Raw genomic sequence first — 17,073 nt, 5'->3', positions numbered from 1 at the left:
GGCCGGGAGGCCGCCCCCCCCTTGATCAGAAATCGACGGTGGCTGACAGCCACAGACGGCGGCCGTCCAGGCTGTTGACCTAGCGGTTCGCGTAGCTCAGTGCCGGTGCGCGGTAAGGCTGGTAGTCGATGAAGTCCTTGTTGAGCAGGTTGTACACGGCCGCGTTCAGGGTCACGCGCTTGCTCAGCTGGTAGCTGGTTCCCAGGTGCAGCATGGTGTAGCCCTTGTAGTCGCCCAGCGCAGCCTTGGCGGCGCGCGTGGAAGCCGAGGTGCCTGGATCGCGGAAGCGCTCGCTGCGGTATTCGGCGCGCAGCCAGCCGTTCCACTCGCGCGAGATATCCCAGCTCAAACGCGCGTTGACGGCGTGCTTGGGCGTGTCGCTCAGCGGCTTGCCCGCATTGCTGCCGCTCTTCTGTTCGCTTTCCGTGTACGTGTAGTTGGCGCTGGCCGACAAGGTCTTGCCCAGCGGGAAGCGCGTGTTCAGCTCGACGCCGCGTGTGACGGCCTCATCCACGTTGACGGACTGGCCAAACGCATCGACGTTGGGCCAGTTGCCGAAGCTGACGCAGCCGGGACGGTTCGGCGACGGACGGTAGTCGCAGTTGACGAGGCCCGTGCCCGTCGTGATCTTGTCCTTGAATGCGTTGTTGAACAGGGAGCCGCTGGCCGTCCAGCCGGCCAGGTTGTCGAAGTACGCGCCGATTTCCGTCGTCGTGCTCGTTTCCGGCTTCAGGTCCGGGCTGCCGACGAGGGGGATCGTGCCCTGGCCGCCGAAACCGTTGATGCCTGGGGACAATTGTTCCACGCGCGGCGTCTTGTAGCCCTTGCTGACGCCGCCCTTGACGGTCCAGCTCGGCGTCGCGTTCCACACGGCATAGGCGCGGGGGCTGGTCTGGCCGCCGAAGATGCTGTGATCGTCATAACGGGCGCCAAAGGTCAACGCGACGTTTTCCAGCACTTGCCATTCGTCTTCCACGAACAGGGCTTTTTGCGTGAATTCGAATTTTTTCGGTGCCACGCCATCCGTCATTTCCGCCTTCCACCATTGCGCGCCGACGGTCGCCATGTGCTTGCCCAAAGGCATGACCAATTTGGTGTCGAGCACCTGGCTTTCCACTTCCAGCGTGCGCGCGCTGCCGGCGACGGCGCCGGGCGTGCCTGGCGGAATCGTGCGGCCCAGGGTTTCCGTCTTGTTCACCATGTAGCTGCTGTCGAGCGTGCCGAAGCCGAAGCGGCCCGTGTGCGACAGGGTCCACTGGTCGCGGTTATATTTTTGTTCCGGGCCGTAGCCGCCTTGCACGGTCTTGGTGCCGAGCTGGCCGTTCGAATTGTCGTAGGTCTGGCGGCCCGCGTCCGCGTCGAGGATGACGGTGTGGTAACGGTTCGGCGTTAACGCCAGGCGCGCGCCGAAGTTGGCGATGTCCGCGCGCACGGGATTGGCGCCCATGTTCGGCGTGACTTCCGCACCGGCCGCGCCGTTGTAGCGGATAGCGGCCGCATCGCGGCGCTGCTTGCTGCCGCGCAGGGACAGGCCCAGCAGATCGGTGGCGATGGGGCCGCTCAGGTAGAAGCGGCCGCTTTTCACGTCGCCGAAGTCCGATTCCTGCTGCGCGGTATAGTCGGCCGAGATGGAACCCATCCACTGCTTGCCCACCTTGCGCGTGATGATGTTGATCACGCCGCCCATGGCGTCCGAGCCGTACAGGGTCGACATGGGGCCGCGGATGATCTCGATGCGCTCGATGGCGGCCAGTGGCGGCATGAAGCTCGTCTGCGTGCCGCCGAAGCCGTTCGGCGTGACGTTGCCGGCCGCATTCTGGCGGCGTCCGTCGATCAGCACCAGGGTGTAGTCGCTGGGCATGCCGCGGATGCTGATGTTCATGCCGCCCGTCTTGTCGCCCGCCGCGCCCACGTCGATGCCTTCCACGCTTTCCAGCGCCTGCGTCAGATTGCCGAAGCGTTCCTTCGACAGCTCCTCGCGCGTCAGCACGGTGATCGAGGCGGGCGCCTGTTTGATGTCCTGCTCGAAACCGGAGGCGGACACGACCACTTCCGGCATGCTGGCCGGCGTGCCCGTCTGGGCGTGAGCCGGCAGGCATGACAGGGCGGCCAGAGTCAGGGCCAGGGTGGTGGGACGCGGCAGGGGCGCGCGGCGGGTGCGGTTGGACATGCAAACTCCTGAAGGGTGAATGAATAATTGCGCTGTATTAACGAGGGAATGGGAATCATGAAAGCAATAAGAATCATTTACAATTGCGGCCATGGCTACCCAGAAAATATTTCGCTCCGGATCTTGCGCAGAAGTTCTTAAGAGATTCTTAACTGCCGGCCGCGGCGTGCAAACCTGGTCGCTGCGGCGCACCCTGCTGACGGTCCTGCTGGGCCTGACTCTGGCCCTGTGGGTGGGCAGCGCCGCCATCGTGTATGTGGAAGCGCGCCGCGAAAGCCAGGAATTGTTCGACCAGTCGCTGACCGAGACGGGGCATCTGCTGCTGTCGCTGGTGGCAAAGGAGGCGCGCGAACACGGCTTGACGGGGCCCATCGACCTGCCCCTGCGCGGCCAGCGCAATCCCCACCAGTATTTGCTGTTCAAGGTGCGCGACGCGCAGCAGCGCGTGCTGTACCGCAACGATGCGGCTTCCGACATCGCCCTGTCGCGCAGCGCGCCCGATGGCCTGTCGTGGACCACGATAGGTGGCCAGCGCTGGCGTCTGTTCTCGCTGTGGGACCCGCAGCGCAGCCTGCAGTTGCTGGTGGCCGAGCCGACCAGCCACCGCGACGACATCAGCCGCGGCTTCTTTTACCGCGTTGCGCTGTTCGGCCTGCTGCTGGTGGCGCTGGCCACCCTCGCCATCTGGTGGGCCGTCCACCGCGTGTTTCGCGTGCTGCAAGCGTGCGCCGATGAAGTGTCGGCGCGCACGCCCGATGAACTGGCCGACGTCGGGCTCGCTGGCGCGCCGGACGAACTGCATCCGCTGCTGCTGGAAATTAACCGCCTGTTCGGCAGGGTGCGGCACAGCCGCGACAACGAGCAGCGCTTCACGGCCGATGCGGCGCACGAACTGCGCACGCCGCTGGCCGCCATCAAGACGAATCTGCAAGTGCTGCAGCGGGCCCGCAGCGCGGACGAGCGCGAGGAATTCATCGCCGCCCTGGGCGCCAGCGTGGAGCGCGCCACGCGCCTCGTCAACCAGCTGCTGGCGCTGGCCCGGCTCGATCCGCAGGCGCAAGCCCAGGTGGCGCTGGCGCCGGGCGACCTGGCGCAGCTGCTGGCGCAGCAGGCCGCGCAGTGGCAGGCGCTGGCCGCGCCGTACCGGCTGTCGCTGGCTGTGAACGTGGCGCCGGCGCCCTGCGCGCTCGATGCGGACAGCCTGCAGATGCTGTTGCGTAACCTGGTCGACAATGCGCTGCGCTACACGCCGGCGCCGGGCGCCGTCGAGATCAGCTGCGGCGTGGAAGGCGGGCGCAGCTATGTGCGCGTGGCCGATACGGGACCGGGCATCGCCGAAGACATGCATGAGCGCGCGTTCGAACGTTTTGTGCGCCTGGTGCAGGTGGAAAGTGCGACCCAGCTGCCCGGCAGCGGGCTGGGCCTGTCCATCGTGCGCCGCATCGCCGAGCGGCATGGCGCGGCCATCGTCCTGGGCGCCGGCCTGCAGGGCAGGGGGCTGGCGGTGACGCTGGTGTTTCCCGCCGCATAGCGAGGCTGAAGGCTGCGCGATCCGATAGCGATAAAACGCACAATGCGTGGGCAGAATGCGGTATCTTTCTGTTATGCACAGACCAGACAAGCACCCGCCTTCCGACGTCCCCCCGCTCTCGCTGGCCGCCGCGCGCGCCCTGCACCTGGCCGCGCAGGGCTTGCTGCAGGCGCGGCGTAAAAAAGCCGTGAAGGCCGACGTGCTCGATGCCATCCGCCGGATGGGCGTGCTGCAGATCGACACCATCCACGTGGTGGCGCGCAGCCCCTACCTGGTGCTGTGGAGCCGGCTGGGCGACTATCCGCAGCCGTGGCTCGAGCAGTTGCTGGCCGAGGGCGCGCTGTTCGAATACTGGGCGCATGAAGCGTGCTTCGTGCCCATCGAAGACTATGGCCTGTACCGTCACCGCATGCTGGATCCGGCCGCCATGGGCTGGAAGTATTCGGTCAAATGGATGGCCGAGCAGGGCGACGCCGTCGCGTCGGTGCTCGACCACATCCGCGCCAACGGCGCCGCGCGCTCGGCCGACTTCGAACGCACGGATGGCCAGGCGGGCGGCTGGTGGAGCTGGAAGCCGGAAAAGCGCTCGCTCGAAGTGCTGTTTACGTCGGGCGTGCTGATGATCGCCAAGCGCCATCAGTTCCAGCGCTATTACGACCTGGCCGAACGCATTTTGCCGGGCTGGCACGACGGCTTGCTGCCGCCCGAGGACCAGGTGCGCCGCCGCCTGCTGCTGGCCAGCGTGAAGGCGCTGGGTCTGGCGCGGGCCAGCTGGATCAGCGACTATTTCCGCACCAAACAGTCACGCGCCAGCATGGCGCACGATCTGCAGGCGCTGGTGGACGAGGGCGCGCTGCTGCGCTGCGCGGTGGCCGGCTGGAGCGACGCCGTCTACGTGCATGCCGAGCATGGGGAGTTGCTGCGCGCGGCGGCCGCCGGCAAGCTGGCGCCCACCTTGACGACGATCCTGTCGCCGTTCGATCCCGTCGTCTGGGACCGGCGCCGCGCGCTGGAACTGTTCGATTTCGACTACCGGCTCGAATGCTACACGCCCGCTGAAAAACGCCGCTATGGCTACTTCACGTTGCCGATCTTGCGGCGCGGCGCGCTGGTGGGGCGCCTGGACGCCAAGGCGCACCGCGCGCAGGGGCGCTTCGAGATCAAATCGCTGGCGCTGGAAGAGGGCGTGCGCGTCAGCCCCCGCCTGGTGCAGGACGTGGCCGGCGCCGTGCGGCGCCTGGCGCTCTGGCATGCCTGCCCGCAGGTCGAGATAGCCCAGGCGCAGCCGGCCGCCTTCGGTGCGCTGCTGGCCGCCGCCCTGCACGACGGCGGCGCTGCCGCAAGGCAGGCCGCATGATGCTGCCGCCCGCGCCGTCATCCCTGCTCGCCGCCGACGGCCAGCCATGTTTCGGCCGCTACACGGGCCAGCTGGACGCTTTCGACTGGGCCGCGCTGGCGCCGCCCTACGCGCGCGGCGCCCTCTGGCGCCTGTTCCACCACAAACGCTGGCATTACGTGGCCCTGTCGACGCCGGCCGTGTTTTGCGGCGTGGCCATCGTCGACCTGGGCTGGACCAGCACGGCCTTCGCCTATGCCTTCGACCGCCACAAGGGCAAGATCGTGGCGAGCTTTTCGCAGGATGGCGTCCCCGGCCTGTGCGCCACGCTGGCGCCGCATGCGGGGGCCAGCAGCCGTTTCCGTTTTTTGTCGCAGAAAATCAGCATCGAGGCGCAGCCGCAGCAGCGCTACCGATTGCGGCTCGATTGCGGCCATTTCGGCATCGATGCGGAATGCGGCCCGCCCGTGGCGCCCACCTTGCTGGCCATCGGCCCTGTGGGCGAGGGCGGCAGCGTGCATGCGACGCAAAAATCGGGCGGCTTGCCCTTGTGGGGCAGCGTGCGCTGCGGCGCCGTCGGCTACAGCCTGGACGACGGCGTGGCCAGCTTCGATTATTCGAACGGCTTGCTGGCGCGCGAGACGGAATGGCGCTGGGCTTCGGCGCACAGCCTGGACCTCGGGTTCAACCTGCAGGCCGGCTATTTCGGCGCGCATGAAAACGCGCTGTGGCTCGATGGCCAGCTGTATCCGCTGGGCCGCGCGCATTTCGACTTCAATCCCGACAACCCGCTGGCGCCGTGGCACGTATGGACGGACGACGATCTGCTGGACTTGCACTTCAAACCGGAAGGAGCGCGGCGCGAGGATAAAAACCTGTGGATCGCCGCCAGCCGCTACATCCAGCCCATCGGCACGTTCAGCGGCTGGGTGCGCACCAGCGCGGACTCACCCAAGCGCATCGTGGCGCAACTGGCGGGCGTGACGGAAAGCCACCGCTCGCGCTGGTAGGCGCGTGCGGGTTTTTCGTGAAACGCTACGCAAAGTCAAATTTTTTTGGCAAGGCATCCGATACACTGGGGAGTACCTTTAGCCACTCCGGCAAACCATGAGGCCAGAACATGAGTATCCGTAATCTCGACAAGCTGTTCAAGCCGGCCTCGGTGGCCCTGATCGGCGCCACGGCGCGCGAGCGCAAGCTGGGCGCCATCGCCCTGTACAACCTGCTGGGCGGCGGCGACCAAGGCGCGCAGTACAAAGGTGATCTTTGGCCCGTCAATCCCAAGTACGACGAGCTGATGGGCCTGAAATGCTACCGCAAGCTGGCGCACCTGCCCAAGGCGCCGGACCTGGCCATCATCTGCACGCCGCCCGCCACCATCACGGCGCTGATCCGCGAACTGGGCGCGCTGGGCACGCGCGCGGCCATCGTCATGACGTCGGGCCTCGATCCCGTGCGCGAGCAATCGCTGCGCCTGGCAATGCTGAAGGCGGCCAAACCGCATTTGCTGCGCATCCTCGGCCCCAACAGCATGGGGTTGCTGGTGCCCAAACTGGGCTTGAACGCCAGCTTCGCCCACGTCGGTGCGACGAGCGGCAAGATCGCCTTCGTCTCGCAATCGGGCGCGCTGGTGTCGGGCGTGCTCGACTGGGCCAATGCGCACGGCGTGGGCTTTTCCAAGTTCATTTCGCTGGGCGCCAGCTACGACATCGATTTCGGCGACCTGCTCGACTACCTGGCCGGCGACATCGACACGGCCGCCATCCTGCTGTACATGGAAGACATCCAGGCGGCGCGCAAATTCATGTCGGCGGCGCGGGCGGCCGCGCGCAGCAAGCCCGTCATCGTGCTGAAAGCGGGGCGCGAGGCGGAAGGCGCGGCCATGGCGGCCTGGCATACGGGCGCGCTGGCCGGTTCCGACGCCGTCTACGACGCGGCCATCCGCCGCGCCGGCATGCTGCGCGTGTACTCGGCCGAAGAGTTGTTCGACGCCGTGGAAACGCTCACGCACATCCGTTCGCAGCGCGGCGAGCGCCTGGCGATTTTGTGCAACGGCGGCGGCCTGGGCGTGATGGCCACCGATGCGCTGGTGAGCAGCGGCGGCAAGCTGGCCGAGCTGTCGCCGGACACCGTGATCGCGCTGGAAAAGGCGCTGCCACGCGGGTGGTCGCACGACAACCCCGTCGGCTTGCCCGGCGACGCGGCCGTCCAGCGCTATGCCGACGCCATCAAGCCCCTGCTCGACGAGCCGCAGGCGGACGCCTTGCTGCTGCTGCACGCGCCCACGGCCATGGTTTCGTCGATCGACATCGCCGAAGCCGTCACGCCGCTGATCAAGGCCACCTCCCGCACGGTGCTGTCGTGCCTGCTGGGCGGCACCACCGTGGCGCCCGCGCGCCAGGTTTTTAATCGCGCCGGCATTCCCACCTATGACACGCCGGAAAAGGCCGTGCATGGCTTCATGCAGATCGTGCAATACCGGCGCAACCAGGAAACCCTGATGCAGGTGCCGGCGCAGCTGCCCATGTCGGCCACGCCGCGCCGCGCGAGGGTGCGCGAAATCGTCGCCGCCGCGCTGGCGGCCGGCCAGACGGTGCTCGGCGAATGCCGCTCGAAGGAGATTTTGGCCGCCTACGGCATTCCCGTCGCCACCACGCGCATGGCGGCCGACGTGGAAGAGGCGCTGGCCGTGGCGGCCGACATCGGCTATCCCGTCGCGCTGAAAATCCATTCGCCCGACATCGCCCATAAATCCGACGTGGGCGGCGTGGCGCTCGACCTCGACACGCCCGACATCCTGCGCACGGCCGCCGCCGCCATGCTCAAGCGCGTGCGCCGCATGCGGCCCGACGCGCTGATCGACGGTTTTACGGTGCAGCAGATGGCGCGCCGGCCGCAATCGCATGAATTGATCGTCGGCGTCACGACGGACGCCGCCTTCGGCCCCGTGATCCTGGTGGGGCAGGGCGGCATCGCCGTGGAAGTGACGGCCGACCACGCGATCGGCCTGCCGCCGCTGAACATGGTGCTGGCGCGCGACATGCTGGCGCGCACGCGCGTGTCGAAATTGCTGGCCGGCTACCGCAACCAGCCGCCGGCCGACATCGACGCCATCTGCTACACGCTGATCCAGGTGGCCGAACTGGTGGCCGACATCGGCGAGCTGGCCGAACTCGACATCAACCCGCTGGTGGCCGACGCCGACGGCGTGATCGCGCTCGACGCCCGCATCCGCCTGCAGCCGGGCCAGCAGCGCGACCGCCTGGCCATCCGCCCGTATCCGCAGGAGCTGGAAGAGCAGGTGACGTGGATGGGGCAATCGATTCTGCTGCGCCCCATCCGCCCCGAGGACGCGCCGCAGCACATGGATCTGTTCCACGCGCTGGACCCGGACGACGTGCGCCTGCGCTTTTTTACCTCCATGCGCGAGCTGCCCGTGTCGCAGCTGGCGCGCCTGACGCAGATCGATTACGACCGCGCCATGGCCTTCATCGCCACGCACACGGGGCCGGACGGCAAGCCGGAAACCCTGGGCGTGGTGCGCGCCGTGGCCGACCCGGACAATATCCACGCCGATTTCGCCATCGCCGTGCGTTCGGCCCTGAAGGGCAAGGGCCTCGGCCATATCCTGTTCGAGAAGCTCGTCGACTACTTCCGCAGCCGGGGCACGGAAGCGCTGGTGGGCGAGGCCATGGCGCGCAACAAGGGCATGCAGCGGCTGGTGAAAAGCTTTGGCGGCGAAGTCACGCCATCGGAAGAGCCCGGCGTCGTCAACCTGCATATCGGCCTGCGCGCGCCGTAAAAGAAAGCGCGGCTGGCCCGCTGCGGGTTTGTGCAGGATCAAACCCATCGCTGTCGGTAGTCTTTACACTTTCACTTCCAGGATCAGACATCCAGCGCATTTTTGGGAGTGAGTGCATGCTTACGGCAACATATATATTGGTTTCCCTGTCAGTGGAGCAGGCCAGCATCCGCATGAGCCTGCTGGCCTTTCAGAAGTACATGCATGTGCAGCTGCGTCACCAGAGCAGACTCAGCCTGGCGCAGCTGCAGTATGCGGGCGACTGGCTGAGCCGGCTGTACCAGGGCGGCTACTGGCGCAAGGTCGAGATGTATCTGATTCCCGCCATCCGCCAGGCCGCGCCCCATGCGGATGGCTTGCTTGATGAGCTCAATGGCCTGAACCACGCGGCGCTGGAAAGCATCAATGTGGTGCAGCAGGGCGCGGGCGCCGCCATCGACCATTCCGAATTGCAGGCCGAGCAGCTGTGCGCGGCCATCGACGCCTTTTGCGCGGCCTTGCTGCAGCGCCTGGAAAAAGAAGAGCGCGAACTGTTCGCGCTGGCGCGCAAGGTCATCGTGGGCGAAGCGTGGTTTGCCATCGCCTACCAGTTCCTCGCCCACGACGCGCGCGCGCAGGAGGCGCGCCGTGGCAAGGCGCAGGTGCTGCCCTTTGTTTTGCCGGCGCCTTTGCCGACATCCTTGCCGGCGCCGGGCGCGCCTGCCACCGGCGGGGAAAACGCCGAGGCCGGCGGCGCGTCGGCGCAGCTTGCACCGTCACCGCCGCTGCGCGCGCAGGCTTGAACGGGTAGCGAGCGCACACCCCGGCAGGCCCGCCTGTGCCAGGGCGGTTTTATCGCCGGGCACATGGCGCCGTCATAGGGAAAAGATTCATTTTAGTCATTTGATAACTTGTTCAGCCCTGTCCGATGCAATACCCCGGGCTTTGTTATGATGGTGGTTTTGATCCACGCGAAACCCGTCATGTTCGAATTTCTCTTCAAGCGTTCTGCCAGCAAGACTGCCGTCCCCGATCCTGTCGTGGCAGAACAGGCCGCCGCCTCGGCGCAGAGCGCATCGCGCCGCGCCGAACAGGTTGCGCGTGCCCATGCCGTGGCGGGCGACGAAGCCGCCGCCTGTGAATTCATCGTGTCCAGCGAATTTGCCGATGCCCGCCTGATCGCGGCCGAACACGTCCATAGCTTGCCCCTGCTGGAAAAAGTCCACCACGCCATGCGCAATACGGACCGCCGCGTTGCCAAGCTGATGCAGGGCCGCATCGACCTGATCCGTCATCAGGCGGCCGAGACGCAACGCGCCCAGGCCAGCATCGCCACGGCCCAGCGCCTGTTGAACGATGACAAGCTGAGCCCGAACCAGGTAGCCGAGCTGGACCGTCAATGGCAAGTCATCAAGGCCACGCCCGAGCTGGAGAGCGCCTTTGCCGCCGCGCGCGCCGCGCTGGCCGCCCGCCTGGAAGCGCAAGTGGTGCTGCAGCGCGCCGTGATCGACACCGTCGCCGCCGCGCGCGCCTTGGCTGCCAGTGGCCAGTCCTCCGATGAGCTGGCGCAGGCGCTGGCCCGCCTGGACGCGGAACATGCGCAGCATGCGCAATCGCCGGAGCGCGCTTCCTTGCCGAAACACCTGGAGAGCGATTTCACGCAGGCGCGCGAGCAGGCGCAGTCCGCCTTGCAGGCGCTGCAGCAGCACCAGGCCGTGTTCGACGCGCGCCAGCTTGCGCTGGCCGCATGGCAGGCGCAGGATGCCGCCACGCTCGATGCAGACACCTTGAAACGCGCGTGGCAAGCCTTGCCGCGCCTGCCCGAGTCGCCATTGTCCGACAGCCTGCAGCAGCAATTTGCGGCCCTGCTGGCCAGCGCCCCGGCGCCGGTCGTCCCTGCCGCAGCCGTGGACGCGCCAGCGCATGCGGAACCGGCGCCGCGCAAGCCGCGCCAGGAACACGCCCCCGTGTCGAAGGAAGCAACGGAGCAGTTCATCAAGACCCTCGACGCCATGGACGCGGCCTTGCAGGAAGGCTTGCTGCACGTGGCGTCCGAGCACGATAAAACCTTGCGCGATAGCAAGCATGGCCGCTTGACGCCTGCGCAAGCGGATCGCCTGGCCCATGTGCGCGGCGAGTTCAAGCGCCTGGCCGACTGGGCGCGCTGGGGCGGCAACGTGTCGCGCGAGGAACTGGTCAAGGCGGGCGAGGAATTGCCGGCGCAGCAATTGCCGATGGCCGAGCTGGCCAAGAAAGTGGGCAGCCTGCGCGAGCGCTGGAAGTCGCTCGACACCTTGTCCGGCCCCGCACCGAAATCCCTGTGGGAGCGTTTCGACGCCGCCTGCAGCGTGGCGTATGCGCCGGCGGCCCAGCATTTCAAGCAACTGGCGGAAGAGCGCCACGGCAATGCGGCCAAGGCCCAGGAATTGATCGCGGAAACGGCGGCCCTGGCGGCCGAAGAGAGTACCGACTGGAAACATGTCGCTTCCGCCTCGCAGCGCTTGCGCCAGGCGTGGACGCGCCTGGGCACCATCGACCGCAAGGAAAAGAAACGCCTGGATACGGAATTCGGCGCCGCGCTGGACGCCCTGTCCAAGCCGCTGGACACGCAGCGCCAGATCGAGACGGCGCGCCGCGAACAATTGATCGTCGAAGTGGGCCTGCTCAAACCATCGGAGCGCAACACGGTCGACATGCTGAAAGCCTTGCAGGACAAATGGCAGGAGCTGGCGAAAGCCTTGCCGCTGGAACGCCGCGCGGAACAGGCGCTGTGGCAGCGTTTCCGTGCCGCCTGCGACGATATCTTCGCCAGGCGCAAGGAAACGGCCCACGCGGCCGACCACGAGCGCCGCGAACACCTGCATGCGCGCGAAGCGCTGTGCGCCGCGCTGGAAACGGCCGTCGTGCCCGAGGGCGACGACAAGGCCCGCAGCGCCTTCATCAACCACTTGCTGCGTGACACGCGCGCCGCCTGGAACGCCACCGGCCCCGTGCCGCGCGCCAGCGAAGCGAAGATCGAGCAGCGCTACCAGGCGGCGGTCGCCGGCGTGCAAGCGCAGGCGGACGCCATCGCCGAGCGCGCCGGTGCCGCGCAGGCCAACGCCTTGCGCGACAAGCTGCGTCTGGTGCAATCGCTGGAAGCCGCACTGGCCGATGGCGGCGACGGCGCCGACGCGCAGGCGTGGAGCGAACGCTGGAGCGCCTTGCCGCCGCTCGACGCCCAGTACGAACGCAGCCTGCAGCAGCGCTTTGCCGCCGCCCAGGCCGCGCTGGGCGAGGGCGCTTCCGCCTACGCGCGGCAATTGCAGGCCAACCAGGAGCGCTTGCTCGCTGAAGTGTTGCGCCTGGAAATCGTCGCCGGCGTCGACAGCGGCGCCGAATTTGCCCGCGACCGCCTGAAAATGCAGGTGGAAGTGCTGCAATCGTCGCTCAAATCGGGCCAGAAGCCGCTCACGCAAGTGTCGCAGCTGATGCAGCTGTGCGCGATTGCCGCCGCCACCGATGCGCGCACGGCCAGCCGCATCGAAACCCTGCTGCGCCGCATCGGAGGTCATGCGAAATGAACACTTCCGTCCGCATCCAGCACGCCGATTTTGACTTGAGTCAAGAAATCGCACAATTGCGTGCAGGCAACCCCAAGGTGGGCGCCGTCGTCGGCTTCGTCGGCACGGTGCGCGACATGAACGAGGGGCTGGACGTGGCCGCGATGGAGCTCGAGCACTATCCGGGCATGACGGAAAAGTCCATCGAAGCAATCGTCGAACAGGCGCGGGCGCGCTGGCCCCTGTCCGGCGCGCTGGTGATCCACCGCGTCGGGCCCTTGCTGCCGCAGGAGCAGATCGTGCTGGTGGCGGTCTCGTCCGCCCACCGGGGCGAGGCGTTTGCCGCCTGCGAATTCATCATCGATTACCTGAAGACGGAAGCGCCGTTCTGGAAAAAGGAAGACACGCCGGAAGGGGCGCGCTGGGTCGATGCGCGCGACAGCGACGAGACGGCCCTGGACAAGTGGGCCGCAAAAGCAAGCGCCATTTGAAGCGAACGCGCCGCGCACGCTAGCATTTGCCAAAATGCATCAGTTTTCTGCTTTGTGTATGCTTGAAAAGTACTGCCTCACCCCAATTTGGTTAACAACTAATTAACCGGGAGCGCTTTTCATGCGACAAGATAAACTGACTACCAAGTTACAGGAAGCCCTGGCCGATGCGCAAAGCTTGGCCGTGGGCAACGACAACCCCTATATCGAACCAGTCCACCTGCTGACGGCCCTGTTGAACCAGGACGACGGCGGCGCCCGCTCGCTCTTGCAGCGGGCCGGCGTCAACGTGGGCGGCCTGTCCAAGGCCTTGGGTGCGTCCATCGAACGCTTGCCGAAGGTCTCCGGCACGGGCGGCGACGTGCAGGTGAGCCGTGAATTCGTGGCCTTGCTGAACCTGGCCGACAAGGAATCGCAAAAGGCGGGCGACCAGTTCGTGTCCAGCGAAATGGTCTTGCTGGCCATGACGGACGACAAGTCCGACTGCGGCAAGCTGGCGCGCGAAAACGGCCTGACCCGCAAGGCGCTGGAAGCGGCCATCGACGCCGTGCGCGGCGGCAACAAGGTCGATTCGCAGGAAGCCGAAGGCCAGCGCGAAGCCTTGAAAAAATACACCTTGGACCTGACGGAGCGGGCGCGCAAGGGCAAGCTCGACCCTGTGATCGGCCGCGACGATGAAATCCGCCGCACCATCCAGATCCTGCAGCGCCGCAGCAAGAACAACCCCGTGCTGATCGGCGAGCCGGGCGTGGGCAAGACGGCCATCGTCGAAGGCCTGGCGCAGCGCATCGTCAATGGCGAAGTGCCCGAGTCGCTGAAAGGCAAGCGCGTGCTGGCGCTGGACATGGCCGCCCTGGTTGCCGGCGCGAAATTCCGCGGCGAGTTCGAAGAGCGCCTGAAGTCCGTGCTCAAGGAACTGGCCATGGATGAAGGGCAAACCATCGTCTTCATCGACGAGATGCACACCATGGTGGGCGCGGGCAAGGCCGACGGCGCGATGGATGCCGGCAATATGCTCAAACCGGCGCTGGCGCGCGGCGAACTGCACTGCGTGGGAGCCACCACCCTCGACGAGTACCGAAAATACATCGAGAAGGATGCGGCGCTGGAACGCCGCTTCCAGAAAGTGCTCGTCGACGAACCGACCGTGGAGGCGACGATCGCCATCCTGCGCGGCTTGCAGGATAAGTACGCGCTGCACCACAAGGTGGAAATCACGGACGCGGCCATTATCGCGGCCGCCGAGCTGTCGCACCGCTACATCACCGACCGCTTCCTGCCCGACAAGGCGATCGACCTGATCGACGAGGCGGCGGCGAAGATCAAGATCGAGATCGACTCGAAGCCGGAAGTGATGGACAAGCTGGAACGCCGCTTGATCCAGCTGAAAATCGAGCGCGAAGCCGTCAAGAAGGAAAAAGACGAAGCGTCGCTGCGCCGCCTGGGCCTGATCGAGGAAGAAATCCTCAAGCTGCAGCGCGAATACAATGACTTCGAAGAAATCCTGAAGGCGGAAAAAGCCGTGGTGCAAGGCAGCACGCACATCAAGGAAGAAATCGAGCAGGTCAAGCTGCAGATGGAGCAGGCCACGCGTGAAAGCAACTGGCAGAAAGTGTCGGAATTGCAGTATGGCAAGCTGCCGCAGCTGGAAGCCCAGCTCAAGCAGGCTGACAGCGGCATGCCCAAGCTCGATCCCGACCAGCCGAAGCTGCTGCGCACGGAAGTGGGTGCCGAGGAAATCGCCGAAGTGGTGTCGCGCGCGACGGGCATTCCCGTGTCGCGCATGATGCAGGGCGAGCGCGACAAGCTGCTGCACATCGAAGAGAAGCTGCATGAGCGCGTCGTGGGCCAGGATGAAGCCATCACGGCCGTGGCCGACGCCATCCGCCGCTCGCGCGCCGGCTTGAGCGATCCGAACCGTCCCTATGGTTCCTTCATGTTCCTGGGACCGACGGGCGTGGGTAAGACCGAGCTGAGCAAGGCGCTGGCGACCTTCCTGTTCGATACGGAAGAATCGATGATCCGCATCGACATGAGCGAGTTCATGGAGAAGCATTCCGTGGCCCGTCTGATCGGCGCGCCACCGGGCTACGTGGGCTACGACGAAGGCGGCTACCTGACGGAAGCCGTGCGCCGCAAGCCGTACAGCGTGATCCTGCTCGACGAAGTGGAAAAGGCGCATGCCGACGTCTTCAACGTGCTGCTGCAGGTGCTCGACGACGGACGCATGACGGACGGCCAGGGCCGCACGGTGGACTTCAAGAATACCGTCATCATCATGACCTCGAACCTGGGTTCGCATAAAATCCAGGCGATGGAAAGCGATGATCCCGGTGTCGTGAAGCTGGCCGTGATGGCCGAGGTACGCTCGCACTTCCGTCCCGAGTTCGTCAACCGTATCGACGAAATCGTCGTGTTCCACGGCCTCGACGAGAAGAATATCGGCGCGATCGCGAAGATCCAGCTGAAGATCCTTGAAGAACGCCTGGAACGCATGGACATGCAGCTGAGCTTGACGGACGCTGCGCTGCAGCAGATCGCCGAAGCGGGCTACGACCCGGTGTATGGCGCCCGTCCGTTGAAACGGGCGATCCAGCAGCAGATCGAAAATCCGCTGTCGAAGCTGATCCTCGAAGGCCGCTTCGGTCCGAAAGACGAGATCCGCATCGACGCCCAGAACGGCAACCTGGTGTTTACAGGGGCGCAAGTGGGGCTGGACAAGGTGTAATGCTGGCTGGTCAGTCCCTGCGGGATTGGAAGCTATTTCATTGGGGCAGCTTCCCCCGTCGTGTCTGACCCCAGTTTTACGGCATTTGCAGTGAGGAAGATTTGCGACGATTTGCGACGTCTAACAAAACCGTAGCGAGCGGCAGTGATTTGTGGCCGAGAAGCGCAACCGTACTCTAGTACGGTGAGCATCGCAGGCCGCAAAGCGCGACGCGCAGTAGGTTTTGTTAGACGTCCTCAGGCAGGGCGCGATCGGGCTAGACCTGATCGCGCCCTTCTTGCTATCATCGTCACTATTTTCTGACTAATTTTCGGAGGCGGTACGATGGCAAACACATGGCAAGCAGGACGGCGCATTGGACTGGGACTGACCTTGGCGGCGGCCGTGCTGGCCTTGCCTGCGCACGCCCAGGAAGAAAAAGTCCTGAACATCTACAACTGGTCGGACTATATCGGCGACGATACGATCAAGAATTTTGAGAAGGAAACGGGCATCAAGGTGCGCTACGACGTTTTCGATAATAACGAAATCCTCAATGCGAAACTGGTGGCGGGCAAGTCCGGCTACGACATCGTCGTGCCGACGGCCCAGTGGGCGCGGCTGCAGATCGATGCGGGCCTGCTGCGCAAGCTCGACAAGAGCAAGCTGACGAACCTGGGCAACCTGGACCCGAACCTGCAGGCGAAGCTGTCGAAGATCGACCCGAACAACGATTACCTGGTCGACTGGCTGTGGGGCTACACGACGGTGGGCATCAACGTCAACAAGGTCAAGGCCGCGCTGGGCGGCATGCCCATGCCAGACAATGCCTGGGATTTGATCTTTGATCCGAAATATGCGGCCAAGCTGAAATCGTGCGGCGTGTCCTTCCTCGACTCGCCGTCGGAAGTGCTGCCGGCCGCCCTGCAATACCTGGGCAAGCCCGCGTACTCGAAAACGGCCGCCGACTACCAGGAAGCGGGCAAGGTGCTGCAGGCGATCCGCCCCTACGTAACCTTGTTCAGCTCCTCAGGCTACATCAATGACATGGCCAACGGTTCCGTCTGCGTGGCGCTGGGCTGGTCGGGCGACATCAATATCGCGCGCCAGCGCGCCATTGACGCGAAGAATGGCAACGTGATCCAGGTGCTGGTGCCGAAGACGGCCGCCCTGATGTTCGACACCATGGCCATTCCCGCCGACGCGCCGCACCCGAACAATGCGCACCTGTTCATCAACTACATCCTGCGTCCGCAAGTGCATGCCAGCCTGAGCAACAAGGTCTTCTACGCGAATCCGAATCCGGCCAGCATCAAATATGTACGCAAGGACATCGGCGAGAACAAGGCCATCTTCCTGTCGGACGCCGACAAGCAGCGCATGGCCGCGCCGGAAGCGATCACGGCCGATATCCGCCGCTTGATGACGCGCATTTATACGAAGTTCAAGACGGGAGTGTAAGACGGGAGCGTAAAAGCAAGGATGGCGCGAGAGACGGGCCTGTTGGCCGTCGCT

The 17,073-nt window shown here is 65.5% G+C and carries 10 protein-coding genes; 9 read left to right on the top strand and 1 reads right to left on the bottom strand.

Annotated features, from left to right (window positions below):
• Positions 1-79: 79 nt before the first annotated feature.
• Positions 80-2,170, bottom strand: coding sequence for a TonB-dependent receptor domain-containing protein (locus tag CSQ95_RS05570; RefSeq protein ID WP_099408799.1), 2,091 nt, complete (start codon positions 2,168-2,170; stop codon positions 80-82).
• Between the two features lie 166 nt (positions 2,171-2,336).
• Here CSQ95_RS05570 and CSQ95_RS05565 point away from each other — a divergent pair, with 166 nt between their 5' ends.
• From CSQ95_RS05565 to CSQ95_RS05525, 9 genes are all read left to right on the top strand, one after another.
• Complete coding sequence (locus tag CSQ95_RS05565; protein WP_257217958.1) at positions 2,337-3,701, top strand: ATP-binding protein; 1,365 nt, start codon at positions 2,337-2,339, stop codon at positions 3,699-3,701.
• A gap of 73 nt (positions 3,702-3,774) precedes the next feature.
• Positions 3,775-5,058, top strand: a complete 1,284-nt coding sequence (locus CSQ95_RS05560; protein ID WP_099408797.1) for a winged helix-turn-helix domain-containing protein — start codon at positions 3,775-3,777, stop codon at positions 5,056-5,058.
• Positions 5,055-6,047, top strand: coding sequence for a DUF2804 domain-containing protein (locus CSQ95_RS05555; protein ID WP_099408796.1), 993 nt, complete (start codon positions 5,055-5,057; stop codon positions 6,045-6,047). The genes CSQ95_RS05560 and CSQ95_RS05555 overlap by 4 nt, the downstream gene beginning before the upstream one ends.
• A gap of 110 nt (positions 6,048-6,157) precedes the next feature.
• Complete coding sequence (locus tag CSQ95_RS05550) at positions 6,158-8,839, top strand: bifunctional acetate--CoA ligase family protein/GNAT family N-acetyltransferase (RefSeq protein WP_180278961.1); 2,682 nt, start codon at positions 6,158-6,160, stop codon at positions 8,837-8,839.
• A gap of 116 nt (positions 8,840-8,955) precedes the next feature.
• The gene (locus CSQ95_RS05545; RefSeq protein WP_141749875.1) at positions 8,956-9,621 is read left to right on the top strand and encodes a hypothetical protein; all 666 of its coding nucleotides are present in this window, start codon (positions 8,956-8,958) and stop codon (positions 9,619-9,621) included.
• A 180-nt stretch (positions 9,622-9,801) separates the two neighbouring features.
• Positions 9,802-12,381, top strand: coding sequence for a DUF349 domain-containing protein (locus CSQ95_RS05540; RefSeq protein ID WP_099408834.1), 2,580 nt, complete (start codon positions 9,802-9,804; stop codon positions 12,379-12,381).
• Positions 12,378-12,851 carry a molybdopterin synthase catalytic subunit MoaE gene (gene moaE / locus CSQ95_RS05535; protein ID WP_099408795.1) on the top strand — a complete coding sequence of 158 codons (474 nt, stop codon included), beginning with the start codon at positions 12,378-12,380 and terminating at the stop codon, positions 12,849-12,851. The genes CSQ95_RS05540 and moaE overlap by 4 nt, the downstream gene beginning before the upstream one ends.
• 121 nt (positions 12,852-12,972) lie before the next feature.
• Complete coding sequence (gene clpB / locus CSQ95_RS05530) at positions 12,973-15,579, top strand: ATP-dependent chaperone ClpB (RefSeq protein WP_099408794.1); 2,607 nt, start codon at positions 12,973-12,975, stop codon at positions 15,577-15,579.
• Between the two features lie 324 nt (positions 15,580-15,903).
• On the top strand, positions 15,904-17,019 hold the full coding sequence (locus CSQ95_RS05525) for a polyamine ABC transporter substrate-binding protein (protein ID WP_099408793.1): 1,116 nt from the start codon (positions 15,904-15,906) through the stop codon (positions 17,017-17,019).
• Positions 17,020-17,073 lie beyond the last annotated feature (54 nt).

This window comes from Janthinobacterium sp. BJB304, from assembly GCF_002735765.1.
GTDB lineage: Bacteria > Pseudomonadota > Gammaproteobacteria > Burkholderiales > Burkholderiaceae_D > Janthinobacterium.
This window is presented reverse-complemented; position numbering and strand designations above follow the sequence as displayed.

Excerpts from the sequence above, each read along its gene's own strand:
- CSQ95_RS05570 (WP_099408799.1), bottom strand. The coding sequence starts at position 2,170 with ATGTCCAACCGCACCCGCCGCGCGCCCCTGCCGCGTCCCACCACCCTG.
- CSQ95_RS05560 (WP_099408797.1), top strand. The coding sequence starts at position 3,775 with ATGCACAGACCAGACAAGCACCCGCCTTCCGACGTCCCCCCGCTCTCG.
- CSQ95_RS05555 (WP_099408796.1), top strand. The coding sequence starts at position 5,055 with ATGATGCTGCCGCCCGCGCCGTCATCCCTGCTCGCCGCCGACGGCCAG.
- CSQ95_RS05550 (WP_180278961.1), top strand. The coding sequence starts at position 6,158 with ATGAGTATCCGTAATCTCGACAAGCTGTTCAAGCCGGCCTCGGTGGCC.
- CSQ95_RS05545 (WP_141749875.1), top strand. The coding sequence starts at position 8,956 with ATGCTTACGGCAACATATATATTGGTTTCCCTGTCAGTGGAGCAGGCC.
- CSQ95_RS05540 (WP_099408834.1), top strand. The coding sequence starts at position 9,802 with ATGTTCGAATTTCTCTTCAAGCGTTCTGCCAGCAAGACTGCCGTCCCC.
- moaE (WP_099408795.1), top strand. The coding sequence starts at position 12,378 with ATGAACACTTCCGTCCGCATCCAGCACGCCGATTTTGACTTGAGTCAA.
- clpB (WP_099408794.1), top strand. The coding sequence starts at position 12,973 with ATGCGACAAGATAAACTGACTACCAAGTTACAGGAAGCCCTGGCCGAT.
- CSQ95_RS05525 (WP_099408793.1), top strand. The coding sequence starts at position 15,904 with ATGGCAAACACATGGCAAGCAGGACGGCGCATTGGACTGGGACTGACC.